Raw genomic sequence first — 20,652 nt, 5'->3', positions numbered from 1 at the left:
GCCAAAGGTTTTGGCTGTATTGCTTAAAGTCAGCGTTGTATTGGAAGCAGAAGTAAAAATCAATCCGGCACTTCCAGACACACTCATCCCATCGGCAAAGATGGCAGACGTACCACTGATGGTCAGGTTAGCGGCCAGATCCAGCGTGGGATTGTTAGTTACCCCTGTCCAGTTGATGCTGCTACAGATGGCTCCTGCAGTCAGGGTGACAGTCTGTCCAGCCGTAGAAAAAGAGTTGGCATCAAAGATGGCTGCATTGGTAGTGGCAGGCACACCTGCCCCTCCACTTCCACCTGAAGTAGCAGACCAGTGGCTGTCATCATTCCATGATCCGCCATCTCCTACCCAGTATAAACTCTGGGCGTTTACTGTAGAGCAAAATCCAAGTAATAGGAGAAAACAGCTTAATGTACGTAGTAATCGTTTTTTCATCTATTCGGAAAATATACTTATATACTTTTTTAGAGACTATTGCCTCTGTTCTTGATTTTCTTAGTCACATAGTAACTTGAAGAAGACAGAGTTATGATTCAAAATTGAAGATTAAATAAAGGACGTTTTTAGCGTTGTAGGGGAATTTCTTACAACGCTATATATTCGTTAAGAATTTGAGGTACCACTACGAATATGGTCACAAAAAATAGAGTTCCTTAGTGCTTTTTTCAGAGAAAACCTGCAAACTAAGTAATTAACTATGAATCTATTATGAAATCATAGCAGTTGTTTCCAGTCAAAACGCTTCACCATAACTGTCACCTGTCACTTAAAAACGTAAAAAAGGAGCAGAAATACTCTTAAAGAGTTAGTGTAGTATTTATTTTAATTCCCAATAATAACTTTATCACAATTAAGACGAAAAAATATGGGTATTAAAGCAAAAAAACACACAGTTTATATCAGTATTGATTTTACATAAATAATATAGAGCCTCAAATACTTAGAAAACTCAACTATATTTTATACTTTTTTTATTTTTCGTATAATTTTTACCCTAAATATTTGTGCTGTAATTTATCTTAACTAATATTCACAAAAATTGCGTTTTCGTTATTTTTGAATCAGAAGGTGTATTGATTCTTACATTACATATAGAATCTGGATAACAAATTAAATTTGCAAATATGCTAATCTGGAAGATCTAGTCTTTGATTTAATAGAGTCTGATTTTGTAGTCGCTATTAATTACCTAATTTTCAAATAACAATAAATACCTATGTAAATCACAAAAACATAAGTATACATTCAAACCATAAATAAGCTATACCAAACACTTATCTCTTTTAAATTATGATTCCCATCACACTCAATTATTCTGGCTAGAAAATAGTGCGATACGAAATTTAATTTTTCATTGATTTATTTAGATTTTTTATTAATATTGTAAAAAATTGAATTTCCTTTGAAAAGAACTGTATCTATCGGCTTGCTGTGTCTGCTCCTGTTCAATACAATAGGTTATTCTATTCTTTTTTTTCAGCAACAACGACAAGCCAGACAACAGCTTCGTCACACACTGGATAGACATCTTTCTCATCCAGGCTCTCTCTCAGAAAATAATCCAGACTGGGTTGTATTTAGAATGCCTATTGGCCTATATCATCAGCCAGATAAAGAACTTGTAGCTGTAGAAGGTGAGTTTGAGCATCAGGGAAAGATCTATGAGAAAGCATTTATGGGTATTAAAAACGACACGATTATAATATATTGTGTCAATAATAAACAGCAGGAGAAAGTAAAGCAGGATATGTCAAATCATGCCAAAACACTGGCAATGGACTATTCACATACAGATTCTGGCAAAACACAGAAAAATATAAAATCCTTTACTCCTGAATATCTCCCTGTAACTGTTCTTACCCTTTCTCATTCTATTATAGAGCAAAGACAGAAAGTGCAGGATTCATATCCTTCTTCTATACAATCTGTTGATCTGGAAGCTATCTACCCTCCTCCCCGGCAGGCATAACTTCTGTTTTCTGTTGATGGTATCATTTTCAAAACTTTACAGATAGTTTTTATCTTATAGCATGAAATGCTCTAAGACAGGAAAATAATGTTCATTACATTATGCTGTGCGTTATATTGGAAACAATCACTTACACAACAGAAGGCAATCTCTTCCGATTATTTTCAGTCTACTACTTCTATGCCAGAACTACCAACTATGCATGAGTTCGATTGCATGCTTCGTATATGAGTTCTGAAAGGAATTATTGATTTTCACTATCTCTATTTGTCAACCTTATAACCCATACTTATGGCACACATTCGCCTGAACAATGAAGAATTGCCCGGAATTATTGGGCTGATGGATTACAACCGACACACAGCCAAACCGTTGAATGAACTGGCAGAGGTATTGTTGCGGGGGGATTCTACTCTTTCTAGTGCTGAACGAGAGATAATTGCTTCCTCAGTATCTTATAAGAACAATTGTCATTTCTGTCACACTTCGCATGGGGCTGCGGCTGTAGCACATATGAATGCATCGGCAGACTTAATTGATGACATCAAGGCAGGTCTCCAAAACTATGAAGTTTCAGCAAAGCTTCGTGCCTTACTGAATATAGCTCACAAAGTTCAGCAAGGAGGTAAATATGTGTTGGATGAAGATATTGATAAAGCCCGTGTAGAGGGTGCTACGGACGTGGAAATTCATGATACAGTATTGATTGCAGCAGCATTTTGTATGTATAACCGGTATGTGGATGGATTGGGAACATGGGCACCACAGCCCAAAGAGGCATATCTGGAAGTAGGGAAAAAGCTGGCCTATGAAGGCTACACAAGTTTTTGATTGATTAAAACTAATTCCTTCCAGCTAATCATGCCTGATTAGCTGGACACCGATACTGACAAATCATACAGGCAGGTCCTGTTTAAAAATATAATTGTGTTTATAAAAGGGGGATAGAACCTCTGGGATTTTCCTGGGGGTTCTATAGTTTTAGATCTACCGAACAACAACACCATTGGCAACAAAAATATTCTGAAAAAATAATACCTGATAGGGTAAAGCATTTCCCCAATACTCCCATGTATGAGCACCAGGCCGTTCAGTATAATCATGAGGTATTTTATTTGCTACCAGCTTCTGATGCAGATCTCTATTAGGGCCTATCAGGAAATCATCTACACCACAATCCAAGATCAAGTGTACATCATTAGCTTTCATCTGATCTGTTAAGGTAACAGCAGTATAACCAGGAAAAGGGTTAAGTGAATCTTTTTTTGGTCCCAACAACCGTACAAAGTTCTGTTCACGAGACTTAGCAAAGTCAGGTGGCACATTCCATGTTGCAGTATTAATATTCATAACTCCACTCATACTTCCAGCAGCACAATACAATTCCGGATGTCGGCAAGAAAGATAGATCGCTCCATGCCCTCCTATAGAAAGTCCAGCAATAACACGCCCTTTTCTATCTTTGACAGTACGATAAGTAGCCTCTATTTTAGCCAGCACCTCTTTGGTAATAAATGTCTCATACTGGCTGGCCTTGTCAACAGGACTATCAAAGTAATAACTAAGTGGGCCACCATCTGGCGTAACAATAATAATGTTGTACAGATCTGCCAATTTATGTAACAACTTTTTTTCTGGGGTTTTGGTTAGCCAATCCCGAAAGCTTCCACCTCCTCCATGTAATAGGTATAGCACAGGATAAAGATGTTTTCCTTTCTTATAACTATCAGGTACAACTACAGCTGTAGGAATAGTAGTTTGCATAACTGAACTAGTTACCTGTATGGTATCCACGCGAGAAGCCCATACAGGAGAGACTATCAATAGAAAAAATAAGCACAGAAGTTTTTTGAATGACATAATAGCAGTTTTTATCTGGATATTTGATAAAAGAACATAGATAAATGTAAAAAGACAAGTACAAAGATGAGATATTGATTATCAGCTAAGATCAAGTCTTTCAAACCTTCAGCTTGAGGGATAATTACCTAAAATTTATATATATCAGTAATCTATACAAAGCATATTTCATCTTCATTAACCAGCAGAAAAATAGATTTTCCTGATTAAGAGAGTATTGGACAGGTATAATCCGAAATAGTACTATCGAGTGAAAAAAGTTTACAATAAATTGAGACGCAACTAATCCATACTTTATATTTATACAATTCTGTAAATACAGGTATTACGAATGGTTACTTTAATAATGCCGAGTTGAGTTCTGTTCATTGAAACAGACTTCAGAAAAAATCATGTTATACCCCAAAAGCCCTTACAATCTCAATGAATTATTTTCACATTAACCGCCGTCAGTTTCTGAAATCGGCGTCTGCTTCACTGGCACTAACTACGCTGGGTGCTAATGCGATGGACATTCTGCATCCACCTAAAAAACTTCGTGTAGGATTGATAGGAACCGGATGGTATGGAAAGAGTGATTTGTTTCGGTTGATACAGGTTGCACCTGTTGAAGTAGTGGGATTGTGTGATGTAGATAAACATTTATTAGCAGAGGCTGCAACAATGGTAAGTGAGCGGCAACAATCCAAAAAGGCTCCAGCTCAGTATGGTGATTACCGCAAACTCCTCTCAGACCAGAAACCGGATATTGTACTGGTGGGTACTCCTGATCACTGGCATGCACTTCAGGCTATTGAGGCTATGAAGGCAGGTGCTCATGTATATGTGCAAAAACCTATCAGTGTGGATGTTATGGAAGGGGAAGCAATGGTGGCAGCTGCCCGAAAATATAAACGGGTGGTACAAGTAGGCACTCAACGCAAAAGCACTCCTCACCTGATTGAGGCGAAAAAGAATATAGTGGATGCAGGATTGCTGGGCAAAATTTCACATGTGGAGATGTGTTGTTATTACCATATGCGAAACAATGGAAATCCATCCACGCAGGCAGTTCCAGAATTCTTTGACTATGATATGTGGACAGGACCCGCACCTATGCGTCCCTTTGATGGACTACCTCACACTCGCTGGTGGCGTACATTTATGGAATATGGCAACGGCATTATTGGTGATATGTGCGTTCATATGCTGGATACTGTACGCTGGATGTTAAAACTAGGATGGCCCAAACGAATCAGCTCTACAGGTGGGATTTATGTACAGAAAGAAGGCAAATCGAATATTCCAGATACACAAACAGCAGTGTTTGAGTATGATGAACTCAACTGTGTATGGCAGCACCGTACCTGGGGTACTCCTGCTAATCCAGACTATCCATGGTCGTTTACTCTATATGGAGACAAAGGGACGCTGATAGCCAGCACTATGCAGTATGATTTTATTCCGGTGGGACAAGGACAAAAGATTCACAAAGATGTGGTATATGAGAAAGAAAAATATCCTGAAGATCTGAAAGAAAAAGGAATTGAACTCAATGCAGCTCCTGCTACCCGACTGCACATGCTGAACTTTCTTGGTGCCATAGAGACCAATGGGCGACCTGTTGCAGACATCGAAGAAGGTCATATCTCTACAGCCAGTTGTATACTAGCAAACATTGCTATGCAGACAGGTCGACCACTTACCTACGATCCGATAACCCGACAGGTAATCGGTGATCCGGATGCTACGCGTTTGCTGGCACGTTCATATCGCAGCCCATGGATACATCCAGATCCAGAACATGTCTGAATGTATTTACAGAAGCATGGTAGGACATTTATAAGTATCCTACCATGTTGAAAAATTTATATCATCCGGATAAAATATCAGCTACCCTTAGTTATCATAATCTGTTTGTTGATAGCCATTCCAGAAACACGTTATAAAAAACACAGAACATTGTTTAAACCATCACAAAAGAGTTGATAGCTGCCTCTACCTTTTATTCAGAGTCTAGTTTCTGTGCATGTTTAATGATTTTATAAACCTTACCATGCATATCAACTATCGGGTTATAGCTCCCTCTGATATGTACTTTTTGCCCCTTACTATTCAGACGTTCAAATATTCCTTCTACAAATTCTCCCTTTCGGAGCTGTTGCCAGAAATGTTTATACTTTGCAGATTCCGCATCTTTCTTTGAAACAAATAAGGAATGATGTTTACCACTAATTCCTTCAAAGTCATAGCCCATCAGATCGAGAAACTTGCGATTAGCATGCAGGACATTTCCTTCTATATCAAACTCAACAATCGCATATACCTTATTAATGGCAGTTAGTTGATTGCTACTATCTAATGCTTGTAATTTGGACTGGGTAACGTCCTGAGCAAATTTGATAACCTTGATTACTTCCTGCTGTTGTCCAAATACAGGAGTATAACTTGCACTAAGCCACTTTTCTTCGCCATTCTTTGTAAATCGCCTGGCTTCGCCCACCTGAGGATGCCCATTACTTAACTCTTCCCAAAAAATTCGGTACTCTGCACTAATAACATGCGATGGATCAACAAAAATTGCATGAGATCTGCCTACAATCTGTTCCAGTTTATAACCCATTAGGTTCAGGAAGTTAGAATTAGCAGTGAGTATTTTCCCAGTTGGATCAAATTCAATAGTAGCCAGTGTACTATTTACAGCAGCAGAAAGACCTCGCAGTTCAATACTCTGCTTCTCAATCTCTTCCTGACTCGCAATTAGCTCCTCCATATTCTGGCGTAGCTCTTCCTCCTGAGCTTTAAGCTCTTCCATCTGTTGCTGAGCAGCAATCTCCAGTTGCTTTTGATGTGTTATATCTATAGCTAATTTTACTACTTTATAATATTTACCTGCATTATCTCGAACAGGAGCATAAGATACCTGCATCCAAACTGCAGTCTTATCCTTTTTCAGACGTACTACCTCTCCGGTAAAAGCATTACCTTGTTGTAGGTTTTGCCAGAAACGAATATAATCTGTACTTTGTGCATACACAGGATCTACAAACAAACGATGTTGTTGTCCCTTTATTTCATTTTCCTCATATCCTACCGTTTGCAGAAAATTAGCATTAGCCTGAAGAATATTGCCATGCATATCAAACTCAATACAGGCAAATGTATCACTCACAGTACGAAAAGCAAGAAGCAAATTCTGAGCTTCTGCCTCCCGAATGCGTACTTCTTCCTGAACTACTGATAAAGCATCCATACTTTCACGCAATACATCCTCCTGTGCTTTAAGTTGCTCCTGCTGCAGCTGACTTTCTTTTAATAAAGCACCTAAGGCTTCACTCTTTTCGAACTGCTCTGTAATGTCATATCGGATACCAATATATTTGATTGGATTCCCCTCTGCGTCCAATACGGGAGCAATCGTTGCATCTACCCAATAGGTAGTACCATTTTTTGCCCTGTTTTTAAAGGTTCCCCGAAAAATACGACCACTCTTTATTGTTGTCCACATATCCTTGTACAAGGACTTAGGGTTTTCCGGATGCCGGACAACATTATGTGGTTTGCCAAGCGCCTCCTCCCGTGACCAACCAGATACTTCACAAAATCGGTCATTGACAAACGTGATATTTCCATATAAGTCAGATTCTGAAAGCAATGCTGCCTGGTTAAGAACATGCATACGGGCATCTAACTCACCTTTTAAACGAGCATTCTCCTGAAGTTTTCGCTGCATTTCTTCCTGAGTAGCAGCCATTTCTTCCATATTCTGACGCAATACCTCCTCCTGAAGCTGGAGATTCTCAGTCTGTTTCTGTGATTGGGCTAACAACTCTTGTGTACGCTGATATACGTGTGCATTTGCAATAGTAGAAGCGATACTTTCCCCTAATTTTTCAACAAATGCAATATGATAAGGCTCAAAAGAATTAAAAGAAGCGAGTTCGACTACTCCTAGTACCTGATCATTGAGTTTCAAAGGGACCAATACCAAACAATGGGGAGCACTCTTACCCAATCCGGAAGTTATGTGCACATAAGTATCAGGAATATCAGTCAGGTAAATGGTTTCTCCTTCCAGATAACATTGTCCGGTTAGTCCCTCGCCTGCCAGAATCTGCTTACGAATATATTTTTTTCTATCATAGGCATAGCAGGCTACCATTTCAAGTGTATCTTCAGTAGAAGGATCATCATTCTGAGCATGAACAACAAACAGTCCGCCCTGATTAGCCCCCATATACTTAATCAGATTAGCAAGGATCGCATCATATAACTGCTCTCCATAGGTATTCTTTTCACGAAGAATCTCTACAAACCGGGCTAATCCTTCTGTTGTCCAGGTACGCTCATGTTCTTTTCTCGCAATTTCCTTCATACGTTGGCGCATACTCGCCAATGCGATTATCAACGGATTCTGCTTCTGAGTAGAGTTTGAATCATCAATCAATGCAAAGTCTGCCTGCAGATTACCTTCCTCAATTTGTCTGATAAATGTGGAAGCTTGCTGGTTCTGCTCGCAAAGTTGCAGATATTCTGTGTTAGATTTTTGCAAGCCTTTCAGCTTTTTGGAATCAATAAGTGCAAAGGGTAGTAACATGTAGTCTTTAGAGGATATGTATAAATAGGAAATACAAGTCAGTGAAGGCTACAAAAGAATAGTGTTGACTTTAACAAGCCAACCTATCACCACAACCGGATAATTGCCTCACACAAAACTTTTCAGAAAATGGTTTGCAAATTCCAACAGAAGAGCCCCAATACACAACTCACTGCATATCAAAACATTAAAAACAAAACTAAGCATTATTACTTACTTCATACAGAAAGAATTTTCTCTAAATATTGCACTGTATTTTTAGGGGGTATTTAGAGAAAATCAAGATTATATTTAAAGAGCCATGGATCGTATTCAGAAGTGCGACAAAAAGAAACACTAGTTATCTACAAGATTATTAGTTGCCATTTACAGGCATCTAATAGACATTTTTTCTATGAAATGCCATTGTCAAAGTTATATTCAGTTGTATGCATAAACCAATACTATAACGCCCTATTTATGCTCCTCTACAAATACAGAGAGTACTTTATAAAAACAGTAGTCTAAAAACTATAAAACACACAGAATCAATACACTTCCTATAGGAAACAATACATTTACTATGTATAATTGCCCAAAGCTGTTACGCACCAAAACACCCTAACATCTTTGTTTCATACCCTTTACTACTCAACTTTTTACACTTATGAAGCCTCTCTTATTTTTTCTTTGGAGCTTGTCTATCTTTCCTGTATTACATGCTCAGAATTTGTTAGTGGTTGAAGGACGTATTGATAGCTGGAAAAACAAAAAAGTATTTCTACTTAAGGCTGTTAGTCATACTGCCTATGGCAATTTGTATGAAAAGATCGATTCTGTTCATACCCGCTCCGGTAAATTCGGCTTTAAACAACCCGTACAGGAGGTTAATTTCTATGCGCTGGCAACGGAGGACCTTACAAATAAAGTGCAATTTATCTGGGATACCATCATACAGATTCAGGGTAAAGATGTACATTCTATCACGTTACAAGGTTCTATACTTAGTCAGTCATGGCGTACTTTTCAACAAACAGTTATCGACCCAATTCGAGAAAAGAAACAAGAGTTGGAACTCAGCTATCAGAACGCCCTCATACAACAGGATTCAGCTCTGCTAAAGACAATTAGTGCACAAAAAGAAAATGTACAAAACCAGATCATGGGGAAAGAGATAAACTTCCTTGGTGGAAATCTTAAAAATTTCCTTAGTCTTCATTACTTAACCTATTATTGGCAGTTAATGGGTGTAGAGGGTAGCCAACGAATTATAAACATTTGGCCTGAAAAGTTGAAGAACCATTCTTTGACAACTCAATTGTTAAAAGAAATTAAAATTGCCGATACAGTAACTGCAGGAAACAAAGCTCCGGTAATTATTACCCGTGATGTAGATGGTATTCCGTTTAACTCATCTACTCTTGCAGGTAAATACATACTGATTGACTTCTGGGGAACGTGGTGTGGCCCATGCATTGCTCTTTTACCGGAACTAAAAGAGGCTTATCTGAAATACAAAGACAAAAATGTGGAGTTTGTCAGTATAGCCTATGAGAAAAAGGAAGATGTTAAAAATATTAAGCCCTTAATAAGAGGACGCTATAATATCACATGGACACAACTGTATCAGGAAAAAGGTAACAGCCATCAAGATAGCATTATCAAAAAGTATATGATTGAGTCTTTTCCTACTGTAGTATTAATCAGCCCAGAAGGAAAAATAGTATCCAAAGCATCCAGCAAAGAGGGTTTAGCTAAAGCGAAACAAATTCTGGACAGTGTTTTAGAGAAGTAATCACAATCGGTACATTAGTCAACCTGTTAACAATAAAACAATCTCTTGTCTATTTGGCAAGAGATTGTTGACCATCTGCTAGTATTCAATAGTCTTCAGGTCCATTGAAGATCTATCTATTGAATTTGCCAGCGTGTATCTCCAAAGAATATAACTATCCTTAAAAAAACTGGTTTCTATTCTTCATCAGCACCATGTATAAGCTGAGCATACTTTATGACCTTATATACTTGTCCATCCAGATCAAATACAGGACTATAACTACCTTTTATCCATATTTTCTTTCCACTTCGGGTGACGCGTTCAAAATTACCACTAATCGTCTCTCCCAAACGTAATTTTCTCCAAAATTGCTCATACTCATAAGTATCCAAGTGTTCTTTATCCACAAATAGTGAATGATGTTTATGCAAAATAGCTGTAAGATCATATTCCATCAATTTCAGAAAAATATCATTAGCCGTCAGCACTTCTCCATTTGTAGTAAACTCAATAACAGCAAATGCTTTGTCAATAGCCTGGAGTTGCCCCTGCATATCCAAAGAGGCCTTTTTATGGTGCGTAACGTCCTGTGCAAACTTAATTATTTTAGTTACCTTTCCCTGATCTATGATAGGGGTATAGCTAGCATGCAGCCACACTTTATTTTTATTTTTTGTTAGCCGGGCAAATTCTCCTATCTGAGGTATACCTTGAGTAAGTTCTTTCCAGAACTGAGCATATGCCTCCGAATTCCGATAAATAGCATCTACAAATAGGCTATGATGCTTTCCTTTGATATCTTCTAATGAATAGCCCATCAGATTAAGGAAGTTGGCGTTGGCATCCAGTATAGTACCATTTTTATCGAATTCAATGGTGGCCATTGTATTATTTACTGACGTCATAATACCTTCCAGTTCACGCGACTGTTGAATATCAATTAGGGAACCGGCGATTCTAAGAGGGCGCCCGTTATTATCCCGCAATGTATTTCCTACTGCTCTGAACCACTTAAAATTTCCATTACGAAGCTTTAGCTGATATTCCACATCATACGGTGTCTGTCCACTAAAATCAAGCAAGTGTGCTGAAAAAGCAGCCAACGTTCTTTCTTTGTGATCAGGATGCAATAGATTAGACCATGAATCCAGACGATTTGGAAAATCCCGCTCATTCGTATAACCCAACATATGACGAAATTTGTCTGTCCACTGGAAAGGAGTGCTATCTGTAAACTCCAGATTAGCAGGCACCACCATATCCCAAAGTCCCTCTGTAGTAGTGCGGGCAGCCAGATCAAACCGCTGAAGCAGGTCATTAACTTGTGCCTGTCGACGTAACATCTCTTCCTGAGTAGCCTCCATCTCTTCCAGATTCTGACGTAATTCCTCTTCCTGGGCCCGGAGGCTTTCTGCTTGTTGCTGTGACATGTCCAGCAACTTCTGTGTCATACTTGTAACAGTAGCATTCGCAATTGTTGAAGCAATACTCTCTCCCAGTTTTTCAATGAATTCAATCTGATAAGATTCAAACTTTGAAAAAGAAGCCAGCTCAATTACACCATGCACTTTATCATCTAACTTAAGAGGCACAATAAGGATGCAGCGGGGCGTAGCCTCACCTAAACCGGAGCTAATGTTTACATAATTTTGAGGAATCTCTGTCATATAGATTGTGTCCCCCTCCAGGAAACATTGTCCCACAAGTCCCTCACCTGCACTCATTGTTTTGGTAAGAAACTTTTTCCGGTTATAGGCATAACACGCGACCATTTCCAGGCTGATATTACTTCTACCAAGTCTGTTGCCACTGATTCCCTTTTGCTGCTGTAATTGTCCTGTTCTCTCCTTTGTCTCATTGGCCATAACTACTACCTCTTTCTCCATTCCATCTTCTCTCACCACAAACAATCCTCCCTGATTAGCTTTCAGGTATTTGATGATAGAAGCCAAAATCTGATCATAGAGCTGTTGTATATCTGTATGGTGTGAACGCAAAATATCTACAAACTGCGCCAACCCTTCTGTAATCCAGGTGCGTTGAGCTTCTTTTTCTGCCATTATCTTCATATGATCACGCATTTGCAACAATGCCTCAGCAAGTGAGTTTTCTGAATTGGCAGTATGCTCTGTGTTACTCCAACCAGGATAGTCTTCCATCAAATTACCTTCCTGGATAGCTTTGATAAACGTACGGGCATTTTCAATATCAGTAAGGGTTTTCTGGAAAGACTCATGAGTCTGAGTCGCTTTTCGCCATTGTGCTAATGTAGAAATTCTGAACATAGAGTTTTGCTATTAATTGATTGATACGATACAAATTATATCCTTGCTCTTTCTTCAATGCGCCTTATCACATGTAAACCAACACAACACATAAGTATTATTACTTAGCATAATAGCACATTCTATCATTAATTCGTATTGGATAGACGAGGTTTGATGCTTTTCGACAGAGTATTTTATTATATCGATCAAGACATATTTTTCTATGTTAGATAACCAGAAATAGTATGCATGCCAACTATCTGGTTTTCTGTGCAATCCATAGAACTTGTTAATCATTCCCAAATGGAAAATGAATTCCAAAATGAAGATTTCTATTGGAAAGCTTAGAGTCGCCCTTTACCCAGATTATGTACTTTATAAATGATCCTGCCATTAGATGCTACCCTACCTTTAGATTCGATTTGTATCACCAGATGCCTCATTTACAACAGTTCACACACAAGCAGATAGGTAAACCTATCTGAATACATCAATTTTACACTCACAAATCCAATATCTTAACCTTATAATCAATGTAAGTACTATAACTATAACACTACAAGCTATTTTAACAACAATACAAACAACTATGAAAACGTCCTTTATTTGTCTGGGGTTACTCATTTCTCTGATTACATCTACAAGTTGTACTGAACCTAATCCTTCACCTAGCCCAGGTGGGGATGGAGGACACACCTCTCCACCTATTGTTACCATTAAAACAATAGCTGGCAAGGATACCAAACCCGGTTATGCAGATGGAGCGGGAACCAATTCTCAATTCGACAACCCCTGCCAGATGACAATTGACAAGAATGATAACATTTATATTATTGATCAACTTAAAAGTTACATTGGTGGTACAGTAATTCGTAAGCTAGATCCCCAAGGTAATGTCACTACTTTTGCCACAGGATTTGGCGCCATTACAGATATATGTGTAGACCCTCGTGATGGAGTAACGCTTTATGCTGTTGATAGCGGAGACAAGTTGGGTGTTCCCAATGGCATATTTCGGATCACCTCTACCGGGCAAGTCACCCGGCTTAGTACCAGTTCCAGAAAGACATATGAAGATGGACCATTGGCTACAGCAAAATTTGATCAACCTGTGGGTATTGTCATGGACAAACAAGGTAATCTCTATATTGCAGATGGTTTGGAGCGTTGTGTACGCAAGGTAAATCTGACTACAGGCATGGTCAGCACCTTTGCAGGAAAGGTAGATATGAACACTCAAGTCTGTAATTATAAAGATGGAGCAGCCAACATAGCGGAATTTTGCCGGTTCGACGATTTAACCATGGATGACGATGGCAATCTGTATATTCCAGACTGGTTCAATCACCGAATACGCAAAATTTCATCGAATGGCACTGTATCCACCTATATCGAACTTGGCACAGGTTATGGAAAAGATTGTCGCCTGGAAGATGCTACAGTGTATTACCCACATCGTGTCCATTATGACTCAAATAGTAAACAACTATTTTTTGTAGATCAGGCAGGAGAAGATATTAATATGGTTACTACAAATGATTATGTATTCAGACTTACTAACCATGTACTTTCATCTGACTATGCAGATACTAGCCCTGGCCATTCAAATACTTGTTATGGGTTGGTTGTAAACAAAAAAGGGGAAGTAATCTATTTGGATAAGTTTAATCACTGTATCCGCAAAGCAACCTATATATGGCCTAATTGAAGTCATTGCTTTACAAACATATAACTTAACATTTTTTTATTCTTGGGGGTGTATACCCCCAAGTCTTTCACAAAAAGCCCACACTCATTTTTTAGTTCCGAAGCAAGTTAGAACCGCAATCCCTGATATTGCCGTTTAACCCCATATGATTACCTTTTCTATTCCCGACTAGAATTGAATAAATCCCGGAAACTACCTGACGCTATTTATCTATTTATCCTCTCCACAGTTTCATTAATCTACAAAAACACCTCAATTACCGAATACTCAATCACCAGATATCACACACAGGTATATATGAGTACAAATGCCTACAAAAACCTCTTCACCTCTCTGATAATCTGCGATTAATACCGCTCAGACTCTTGCATTTCAATTAAAACATTTCCCTTTCTATACACGCACACTAGTTTAAAATTCATGAAATCTTTTTTAGTACTATACTTCACATTGGTTATTATTTGTTTTGGACATTCGATGGTTTTGGCACAATCACCCGCAGGCATCTCTTCTAATCTAAATTTATGGCTTAAAGCCAATACAGGTGTTACCGGAACAACCACGGTTACAAACTGGACAGACAACAGCACACAGACAAACAATGCAACAGGATCTGCACCAGCCCCGTCCTATATTACTACAGGCTCTACCTTATTCAATTACAATTCATATCTACAATTTACAGCTGCATCATCTCAGATGTTAAGTTTGACAGCTGCTAAAAATCCACTCGGCTCAGGCACTCAGGCACGTACATTCTATACAGTTACATTTCCTTCTTCTGCAGCTGATGAAAACACAGTAATTGGGCAAGGTACTAATGCTACCGGAACGACTAATCAGGGCAGACATCTTCGCTACATAACCAATACCAACCGCCTCATTGTGGATACAGATGGTCGGGTAAGAGGTTCTGCCTCTGCTACTAATAGCAGACCATTCATTGCTACATTCTCAGTTGCGGCTTCTGAAACACAGGCATTAAGTGCGTCCAGCTTTGGAGCAATCAATGGGGTTACAACTTCTATTACTTCCTATAGCAACGGTTCTGCCAATAGTAGCATCAACACAGCTAGTACACTGGCGCAGATTGGACACCGCCCTGCTGAAACTAACTATTTTGACGGAAGAATAGCTGAAATAATTTCTTATCCGGGTATTCAGCATTCAGCAACACAACGCCAACAAGTGGAATCGTATCTTGCTGTAAAATATGGAATCACAATGACCAACAACTACCTTAATTCAGCAGGTAGCACTATATTTACAGTAGCTTCGCCCTACAATAATAACATCATTGGCATTGCACGGGATGACAACAGTGGACTTATACAACGTCAATCTCACAACTATGACGACTCTGCACGAGTATACCTTTCTACATTGACAGCCAATAACACATCCAATACAGGGACATTTCTTACCAACAATCAGTATATTCTGATGGGAGCTAATACAAGCAGGCTTCGTGCTACGTCTGCATCTATGTCTGAAATGCCTCTGGGACTATTCTCCAGAATAAGCCGTGAGTGGAAAGTTACGAATACAGGCTTTACAGGTACATTTAACTGGGATGTGACATTAGAATCTGGCATTGGTGGATTAAATGCAAGCGACTTACGTTTACTGGTAGATACAGATGGAAACTTCAGTGATGCCACAACTTATTCTTCACTTAGTGGCCTTACCTTTTCTGTATCTGGCAATAAGGTGAGTGTCTCGGGTATTTCTATTACAATGATCCCAACAGGTACAACACGATTCATTACTCTGGCATCTTCTGCCAGTACTACACCACTACCAGTTGCCTGGCTTAACTTTAAAGGATATACTCAACATGATGGAGTTAGATTACAATGGAATGTGGCGTCAGAAACCAACAATTCCAAATTTACGATAGAACGCAGTCTGGACGGCATTCACTATGAAGCTATTGCCACTGTTACAGGCAAAGGCACTACAAGCCAGCAATCAGCTTACTCTTATACAGATACCAATCCACTAGTGGCGACTGCGTATTACCGTATTCAACAAACAGATGTTACTGGCGAGTCTAGCTATTCTTCTGTCATCTCAATCTCTTACACATCCACAAGACCAGCTACACAATTTACAGTTTTTCCAAATCCTGCTCGTTCTACAGATAGTATCTCTTTATCCTTTGAAGGAACAATTCCTGCTTATACAGATTATACAATCTATGACTTCTCTGGACATATTCTTAGCTCTGATAAATTAAAAACATCAGATACAGGTATCTTTATGATGAACACTCAACTGATTAAAGGTATGTATCTGGTTTGCTTAAGGGGAGAAGGTGTCGAAAGCAAGTTTCAGAAGCTGATTATTGAATAAAGATAAAATACAAACTAGTGTTTGTTTGTATTTTATGAACACAAATCATTTGTTAGCAGTAGGATAACCTCAGAAAGCGAGTTCTTACCTTTTGGTTGTTCACTTGCTAACCTATTAGTTGACGACACAACAGTAACAGGCTGATGGCTTGAGTTTCCGAACTGCCAAATCACATTACTATCTTTTATCCAAAATATTTCGCCTTTTCCCTGAGGAATATAATTCAGATATTGTTTAAAATAAGAAGGATAAAAATTGTCAATGTCAATTACATAAAAATTTAGTCTAGTCAAATCCAGATCTTTAGAGATATCCATCCATAGTCTGAGTGTGATTAATGATTGCCCACTCCATGATGCATACAGATACACAATTCCTGTATCTACCTTTCCTAAATCAGCCGCATTCAGTCTGTTGATTTTCTGATATCTAAGGGTTGGATTTACAACTAGTATGTTGAAAACTTTCTCTAACATTGACAAGACTCATAAATTTGAGAGTATTGATTTCATTTTAGAAATACAGACAAATCTTCTGTAAGCTTTATTGCATCAAAGGGATCATGAGTAATCTTATATACTATCTTTTGCTTATCTATGCCAATGGAATCACCATCTTCCAGATCCAAAATATGATAATATACCTTATCCCTTATTTCCACTATATATACATTGGAGGGATTTACAATCTGCAACTCCAAGTCATTCAACAGAGGCTTTATCTCAAGAAAATCTTCATTTTCAGCATATTCTATTTGAAAAGATTCAATAGTGATTCTATCACAATCAGGCAGAATAGTGTTGAAAGCCGGAATTGAATAACCTAAAAGCAATCCATATACTATATGGACATGAATTTCAACAAATTGCATTGTCTGCAAATCGTATACAAATATACCTTTGATTGAAAAGAATGAACCAGAAGGATTTTCATACAGATTTAGTACATCTGAGTTGTAGGTGAATTTTGTATAATTTTTAAAAGGTGTGTCTCTCTTCTGAAATCCAGTAATAATACCATCTGCAATTTGCGTCCTAATGTACTCAAAATCGTCACTTAATAAGTTAAAAACACTTGTCATTAAGCCAATAACAACTTGTAAATCCTCCTTATTTTTATTCCTTTTTTTGAAAAGACCGAACATAAAAATTGTTATTAGTTGGATAAAATACTTAGCGCAAACAAGAGAGTTTTAATCAGAAGACTTACTCTAACTATTCACCAGCAAGTGCCACTTCTTCTGATCTCATCTGCTTGCGAATGTTTTCACGGTGCATCATTCCCCATTCACTTAGTGCATATAATACGTCTCCCAGTGTGTCACTATATTCTGTGAGTTCATATTCTACCAGCACGGTTCCTTCTGTATGAATGTGGCGTTTTACGAAGCCGTTTATTTCCAGTTCTTTCAGTTCATTGGAAAGTACACGTGGAGAAATACCTTTTACCAGTCGCTGTAATTCATTGAATCGGAGGTTGCCTTCTGACAATGCCATGATGATACGCAGTTTCCATTTGCCTCCCAATACATACAAGGCGTCTCCGATGGCATTGAGGCGGGAATAACATTGTGTAGTGTCGTGATGGGCATTTTTCACTTTTCTTGTTTCCATATTCTCAGGTTATTAAATTTCTAAACCACTAACCTAAAGGTCACTACTAACCTTTTGTATACTACTTACATTTGGATAGCAAATGTGCATAATTTTGTAATATAACAAAAACCAAAAAACATGAAAAGTAGAAAAATTATTACCCTGGTTGTGACAGCACTGGCAAGTCTGATGGTTATCTTAAGCGGGATTATGAAGCTAACCAAAAACCAGTCTATTGTAGATGTTATGAACAAAGTAGGTGTAGGTCAATATATTACCTTATTGGGAATTATGGAGATTGTCTTTACAGCTTTGTTCATTTATCCTAAAACGATGAAAATCGGCTTTATTTTACTGACCTGTTATTTTGCAGGGGCCATTGCAACCGAACTCTCCCACAATGGTCCGCTTGCCAATGCCATGATGCCTCTGGTACTGGTTTGGATAGCGACATTTTTGAGAGACTCATCCGTATTTTTACCTTCTCCAGAACCATCGCAGTCATAAGTCACCCATAGTCAATTATAATGTAATTATTACTGGTTGAATCTCCTATCAACTCTGTCAGGGTTTTGTTGTTTCTGCTTGGCTCAAGCAGCTAGGCATTTCCGAACATTTGAATACATACACATCTAACCTATTGATTTCCAACAAACAAAAGCCGACTTTATAAAAGTCGGCTTTTGTAGTTTCGTTAACGATTAAATAGAAACCCTCTCTTTTAATAAATAGATTCAGTGTTATTGGTAAGCGCTGCCATTATTCATGTCGGCAATAGATCCGATTGTATAGTATCTTCTCCCCTGTATCAGTTACTCAGCCCTCTGACTACAAACTATACTCAGACACGATGCCTTTTCGTTGTTTGCAGAAATCAAATACAGAAGTGTTGCAAAAATAAAGATATGAAAAAAAATACAAACAAAAATAATAAAGTAAACACCTAAAAACAAGACATACAACAAAATCCGTCTCCTACCCTGCCCATTTGAGAACAAATACAATTCACAAACTTCTCTATATCAACAAAAAAACCATTATTTAAATAGACACTCACATCATAAAAAATAGTCTATTCGCACTATTTTCACACAATCAAAATACAGCTTATTCCATAACAGTATCTGCTATAGCTTTTCAGTTTCGGAATTCTTTTACATCAGATTGGGTTACATTTTATAATACTAACAAAGACATACCATGCAATTAGGAATAAGTACATTTGGTGAAGTAGCATACGAGAACGTATCCGGCCATGCAGTGAAGGCACATCAACGTATGCAGGAGTTGCTCCTAGAGGCTAAGCTGGCAGATGAAATCGGACTGGACGTATTTGCTGTGGGTGAACACCATCGCTCTGACTTCATTATCTCTGCTCCGGAAGTAACCTTGGGAGCAATTGCCGCTGTGACTAAAAATATTCGTTTATCCAGTTCTGTTACAGTGTTGAGTTCTGCCGATCCGGTACGAGTATTTCAGAACTTTGCTACTGTAGACCTGATATCGAATGGTCGTGCGGAGATTATGGCAGGACGTGGTTCTTTTATTGAGTCGTTCCCGCTGTTTGGCTATAGTCTGAACGATTATGATGAACTGTTTGCGGAAAAACTGGACTTGTTGGTGCAAATCAATAAAAACGAAAAAATAAGCTGGAAAGGCAAACATCGTGCTTCCATACAAAATCTGGGTGTATATCCGAGACCTTATCAGCAGTCATTGCCTATCTGGATTGCAGTAGGTGGCACTCCGGCATCGGCAGTTCGTGCCGGCAAGATAAACCTTCCTATGACTGTAGCTATTCTGGGAGGAATGCCAGCTCAGTTTGTGCCATTTGTCAATCTCTACCGGCAGTCGGCACAGGAGGCTGGTCACAATCCTGACAAACTACAACTGGCTATTAATTCACAGTTTTATATTGCGGAAGATTCTCAGACAGCCGCCAGCGAGTTTTATCCTTCCTATGAATTACTCATGAACCGGGTAGGCCGTGAACGAGGCTGGTCTCCTATGACACGTCAGCAGTTTGAGTTCCTGCGTTCCCCGGATGGACCGTTGTTTGTGGGTAGCGTACAGGATATTATTGACAAACTACGTTATCAACATAAGCTCTTTAAAAATACACGGTTTCTGGGGCAGATTATCAAAGGTGCACTTCCTCATGAAAAAATCTTACGATCTATCGAGTTGCTTGGAACAGAAGTAGCTCCTGTAATCAGGAAAGAACTAGGGATTACACCTGAGCTGCAAGAAAAGTAAGAGGTTACTAAATGCCATATCTGAGTCGCTTCATACATAAACCCCAATGAAGTGACTCAGATTTCATCTATCTTCCATACTACCAATTTGCTGGTATGTAGCCTATCTTTTTCACGTGCTGTAGCACCTCAAAATAAATATTCCTGCCTTCAATCTGCATTCTTTCATGAAAGAAAAATCTTTGCCTCTAATTTATATGCATAACGGTAACAAACTCATATCCTTCTGCATTAAGTGGTAAACAAGGTATAATTAATTTTATGTACCTTCGCAGCATTCAGCTATTCTTCATTTGGTCAAAATTCCGCTACAT

Annotated in this window: 15 protein-coding genes; 8 read left to right on the top strand and 7 right to left on the bottom strand. The window is 38.5% G+C overall.

All coding sequences use genetic code 11. From position 1 onward, the window contains the following. Window positions 1-432: hypothetical protein (locus QNI15_RS33895; RefSeq protein WP_314005085.1), on the bottom strand; the 432-nt coding region annotated here is incomplete at its 3' end. A 967-nt stretch (window positions 433-1,399) separates the two neighbouring features. Between QNI15_RS33895 and QNI15_RS33890 the strand changes: the two genes are divergently transcribed. After that, complete coding sequence (locus tag QNI15_RS33890; protein ID WP_314005083.1) at window positions 1,400-1,966, top strand: hypothetical protein; 567 nt, start codon at window positions 1,400-1,402, stop codon at window positions 1,964-1,966. A gap of 291 nt (window positions 1,967-2,257) precedes the next feature. Beyond that, complete coding sequence (locus QNI15_RS33885) at window positions 2,258-2,797, top strand: carboxymuconolactone decarboxylase family protein (protein ID WP_314005081.1); 540 nt, start codon at window positions 2,258-2,260, stop codon at window positions 2,795-2,797. Window positions 2,798-2,953: 156 nt separating this feature from the next. On the opposite strand, the gene QNI15_RS33880 is transcribed toward QNI15_RS33885, so the two are convergent. Continuing rightward, window positions 2,954-3,826, bottom strand: a complete 873-nt coding sequence (locus QNI15_RS33880; protein WP_314036292.1) for an alpha/beta hydrolase — start codon at window positions 3,824-3,826, stop codon at window positions 2,954-2,956. Between the two features lie 423 nt (window positions 3,827-4,249). Between QNI15_RS33880 and QNI15_RS33875 the strand changes: the two genes are divergently transcribed. Then, window positions 4,250-5,617, top strand: a complete 1,368-nt coding sequence (locus tag QNI15_RS33875) for a Gfo/Idh/MocA family oxidoreductase (protein ID WP_314036290.1) — start codon at window positions 4,250-4,252, stop codon at window positions 5,615-5,617. Between the two features lie 193 nt (window positions 5,618-5,810). Here the strand turns inward: QNI15_RS33875 and QNI15_RS33870 are convergent, their stop codons facing one another. Then, on the bottom strand, window positions 5,811-8,402 hold the full coding sequence (locus tag QNI15_RS33870; RefSeq protein ID WP_314036288.1) for a PAS domain S-box protein: 2,592 nt from the start codon (window positions 8,400-8,402) through the stop codon (window positions 5,811-5,813). 646 nt (window positions 8,403-9,048) lie between these two features. Here QNI15_RS33870 and QNI15_RS33865 point away from each other — a divergent pair. After that, window positions 9,049-10,176: a TlpA disulfide reductase family protein gene (locus QNI15_RS33865; RefSeq protein ID WP_314005074.1), complete on the top strand. Its 1,128-nt coding sequence runs from the start codon at window positions 9,049-9,051 to the stop codon at window positions 10,174-10,176. 176 nt (window positions 10,177-10,352) lie between these two features. Here QNI15_RS33865 and QNI15_RS33860 read toward each other — a convergent pair whose 3' ends face one another. Next, window positions 10,353-12,443, bottom strand: a complete 2,091-nt coding sequence (locus tag QNI15_RS33860; RefSeq protein WP_314036286.1) for a PAS domain-containing protein — start codon at window positions 12,441-12,443, stop codon at window positions 10,353-10,355. A 571-nt stretch (window positions 12,444-13,014) separates the two neighbouring features. Between QNI15_RS33860 and QNI15_RS33855 the strand changes: the two genes are divergently transcribed. Together QNI15_RS33855 and QNI15_RS33850 are read left to right on the top strand one after the other, a co-directional pair. Further along, a complete protein-coding gene (locus QNI15_RS33855) occupies window positions 13,015-14,133 on the top strand; it encodes a hypothetical protein (RefSeq protein WP_314036284.1) in 1,119 nt (372 codons plus the stop codon). 420 nt (window positions 14,134-14,553) lie between these two features. After that, window positions 14,554-16,488, top strand: a complete 1,935-nt coding sequence (locus tag QNI15_RS33850) for a T9SS type A sorting domain-containing protein (RefSeq protein WP_314036282.1) — start codon at window positions 14,554-14,556, stop codon at window positions 16,486-16,488. 32 nt (window positions 16,489-16,520) lie between these two features. Here the strand turns inward: QNI15_RS33850 and QNI15_RS33845 are convergent, their stop codons facing one another. The 3 genes from QNI15_RS33845 to QNI15_RS33835 all read right to left on the bottom strand — a co-directional run bounded on the left by QNI15_RS33845 (window position 16,521) and on the right by QNI15_RS33835 (window position 18,101). Beyond that, window positions 16,521-16,964: a hypothetical protein gene (locus tag QNI15_RS33845; protein ID WP_314005066.1), complete on the bottom strand. Its 444-nt coding sequence runs from the start codon at window positions 16,962-16,964 to the stop codon at window positions 16,521-16,523. Window positions 16,965-16,996: 32 nt separating this feature from the next. Further along, window positions 16,997-17,569: a hypothetical protein gene (locus QNI15_RS33840; RefSeq protein WP_314036281.1), complete on the bottom strand. Its 573-nt coding sequence runs from the start codon at window positions 17,567-17,569 to the stop codon at window positions 16,997-16,999. Window positions 17,570-17,702: 133 nt separating this feature from the next. Further along, window positions 17,703-18,101, bottom strand: a complete 399-nt coding sequence (locus QNI15_RS33835) for a winged helix-turn-helix transcriptional regulator (RefSeq protein WP_314005062.1) — start codon at window positions 18,099-18,101, stop codon at window positions 17,703-17,705. 120 nt (window positions 18,102-18,221) lie between these two features. On the opposite strand from QNI15_RS33835, the gene QNI15_RS33830 reads away from it, so the two are divergent. Together QNI15_RS33830 and QNI15_RS33825 are read left to right on the top strand one after the other, a co-directional pair. Then, the gene (locus QNI15_RS33830; protein WP_314005061.1) at window positions 18,222-18,590 is read left to right on the top strand and encodes a DoxX family protein; all 369 of its coding nucleotides are present in this window, start codon (window positions 18,222-18,224) and stop codon (window positions 18,588-18,590) included. A 693-nt stretch (window positions 18,591-19,283) separates the two neighbouring features. Further along, window positions 19,284-20,339 carry an Atu2307/SP_0267 family LLM class monooxygenase gene (locus QNI15_RS33825; protein WP_314036279.1) on the top strand — a complete coding sequence of 352 codons (1,056 nt, stop codon included), beginning with the start codon at window positions 19,284-19,286 and terminating at the stop codon, window positions 20,337-20,339. Window positions 20,340-20,652 lie beyond the last annotated feature (313 nt).

The organism is Xanthocytophaga flava (assembly GCF_030068545.1).
Classification (GTDB): Bacteria; Bacteroidota; Bacteroidia; order Cytophagales; family 172606-1; genus Xanthocytophaga; species Xanthocytophaga flava.
Note: the sequence above shows the minus strand (reverse complement) of the source record. Positions and strands in the feature narration are given on the sequence as shown.

Bases quoted from the DNA above. Each gene is read 5' to 3' on its own strand.
- QNI15_RS33860 (WP_314036286.1), bottom strand. From the start codon at position 12,443: ATGTTCAGAATTTCTACATTAGCACAATGGCGAAAAGCGACTCAGACT.
- QNI15_RS33875 (WP_314036290.1), top strand. From the start codon at position 4,250: ATGAATTATTTTCACATTAACCGCCGTCAGTTTCTGAAATCGGCGTCT.
- QNI15_RS33850 (WP_314036282.1), top strand. From the start codon at position 14,554: ATGAAATCTTTTTTAGTACTATACTTCACATTGGTTATTATTTGTTTT.
- QNI15_RS33880 (WP_314036292.1), bottom strand. From the start codon at position 3,826: ATGTCATTCAAAAAACTTCTGTGCTTATTTTTTCTATTGATAGTCTCT.
- QNI15_RS33870 (WP_314036288.1), bottom strand. From the start codon at position 8,402: ATGTTACTACCCTTTGCACTTATTGATTCCAAAAAGCTGAAAGGCTTG.
- QNI15_RS33840 (WP_314036281.1), bottom strand. From the start codon at position 17,569: ATGACAAGTGTTTTTAACTTATTAAGTGACGATTTTGAGTACATTAGG.
- QNI15_RS33855 (WP_314036284.1), top strand. From the start codon at position 13,015: ATGAAAACGTCCTTTATTTGTCTGGGGTTACTCATTTCTCTGATTACA.
- QNI15_RS33845 (WP_314005066.1), bottom strand. From the start codon at position 16,964: ATGTTAGAGAAAGTTTTCAACATACTAGTTGTAAATCCAACCCTTAGA.
- QNI15_RS33835 (WP_314005062.1), bottom strand. From the start codon at position 18,101: ATGGAAACAAGAAAAGTGAAAAATGCCCATCACGACACTACACAATGT.
- QNI15_RS33825 (WP_314036279.1), top strand. From the start codon at position 19,284: ATGCAATTAGGAATAAGTACATTTGGTGAAGTAGCATACGAGAACGTA.
- QNI15_RS33865 (WP_314005074.1), top strand. From the start codon at position 9,049: ATGAAGCCTCTCTTATTTTTTCTTTGGAGCTTGTCTATCTTTCCTGTA.
- QNI15_RS33830 (WP_314005061.1), top strand. From the start codon at position 18,222: ATGAAAAGTAGAAAAATTATTACCCTGGTTGTGACAGCACTGGCAAGT.
- QNI15_RS33885 (WP_314005081.1), top strand. From the start codon at position 2,258: ATGGCACACATTCGCCTGAACAATGAAGAATTGCCCGGAATTATTGGG.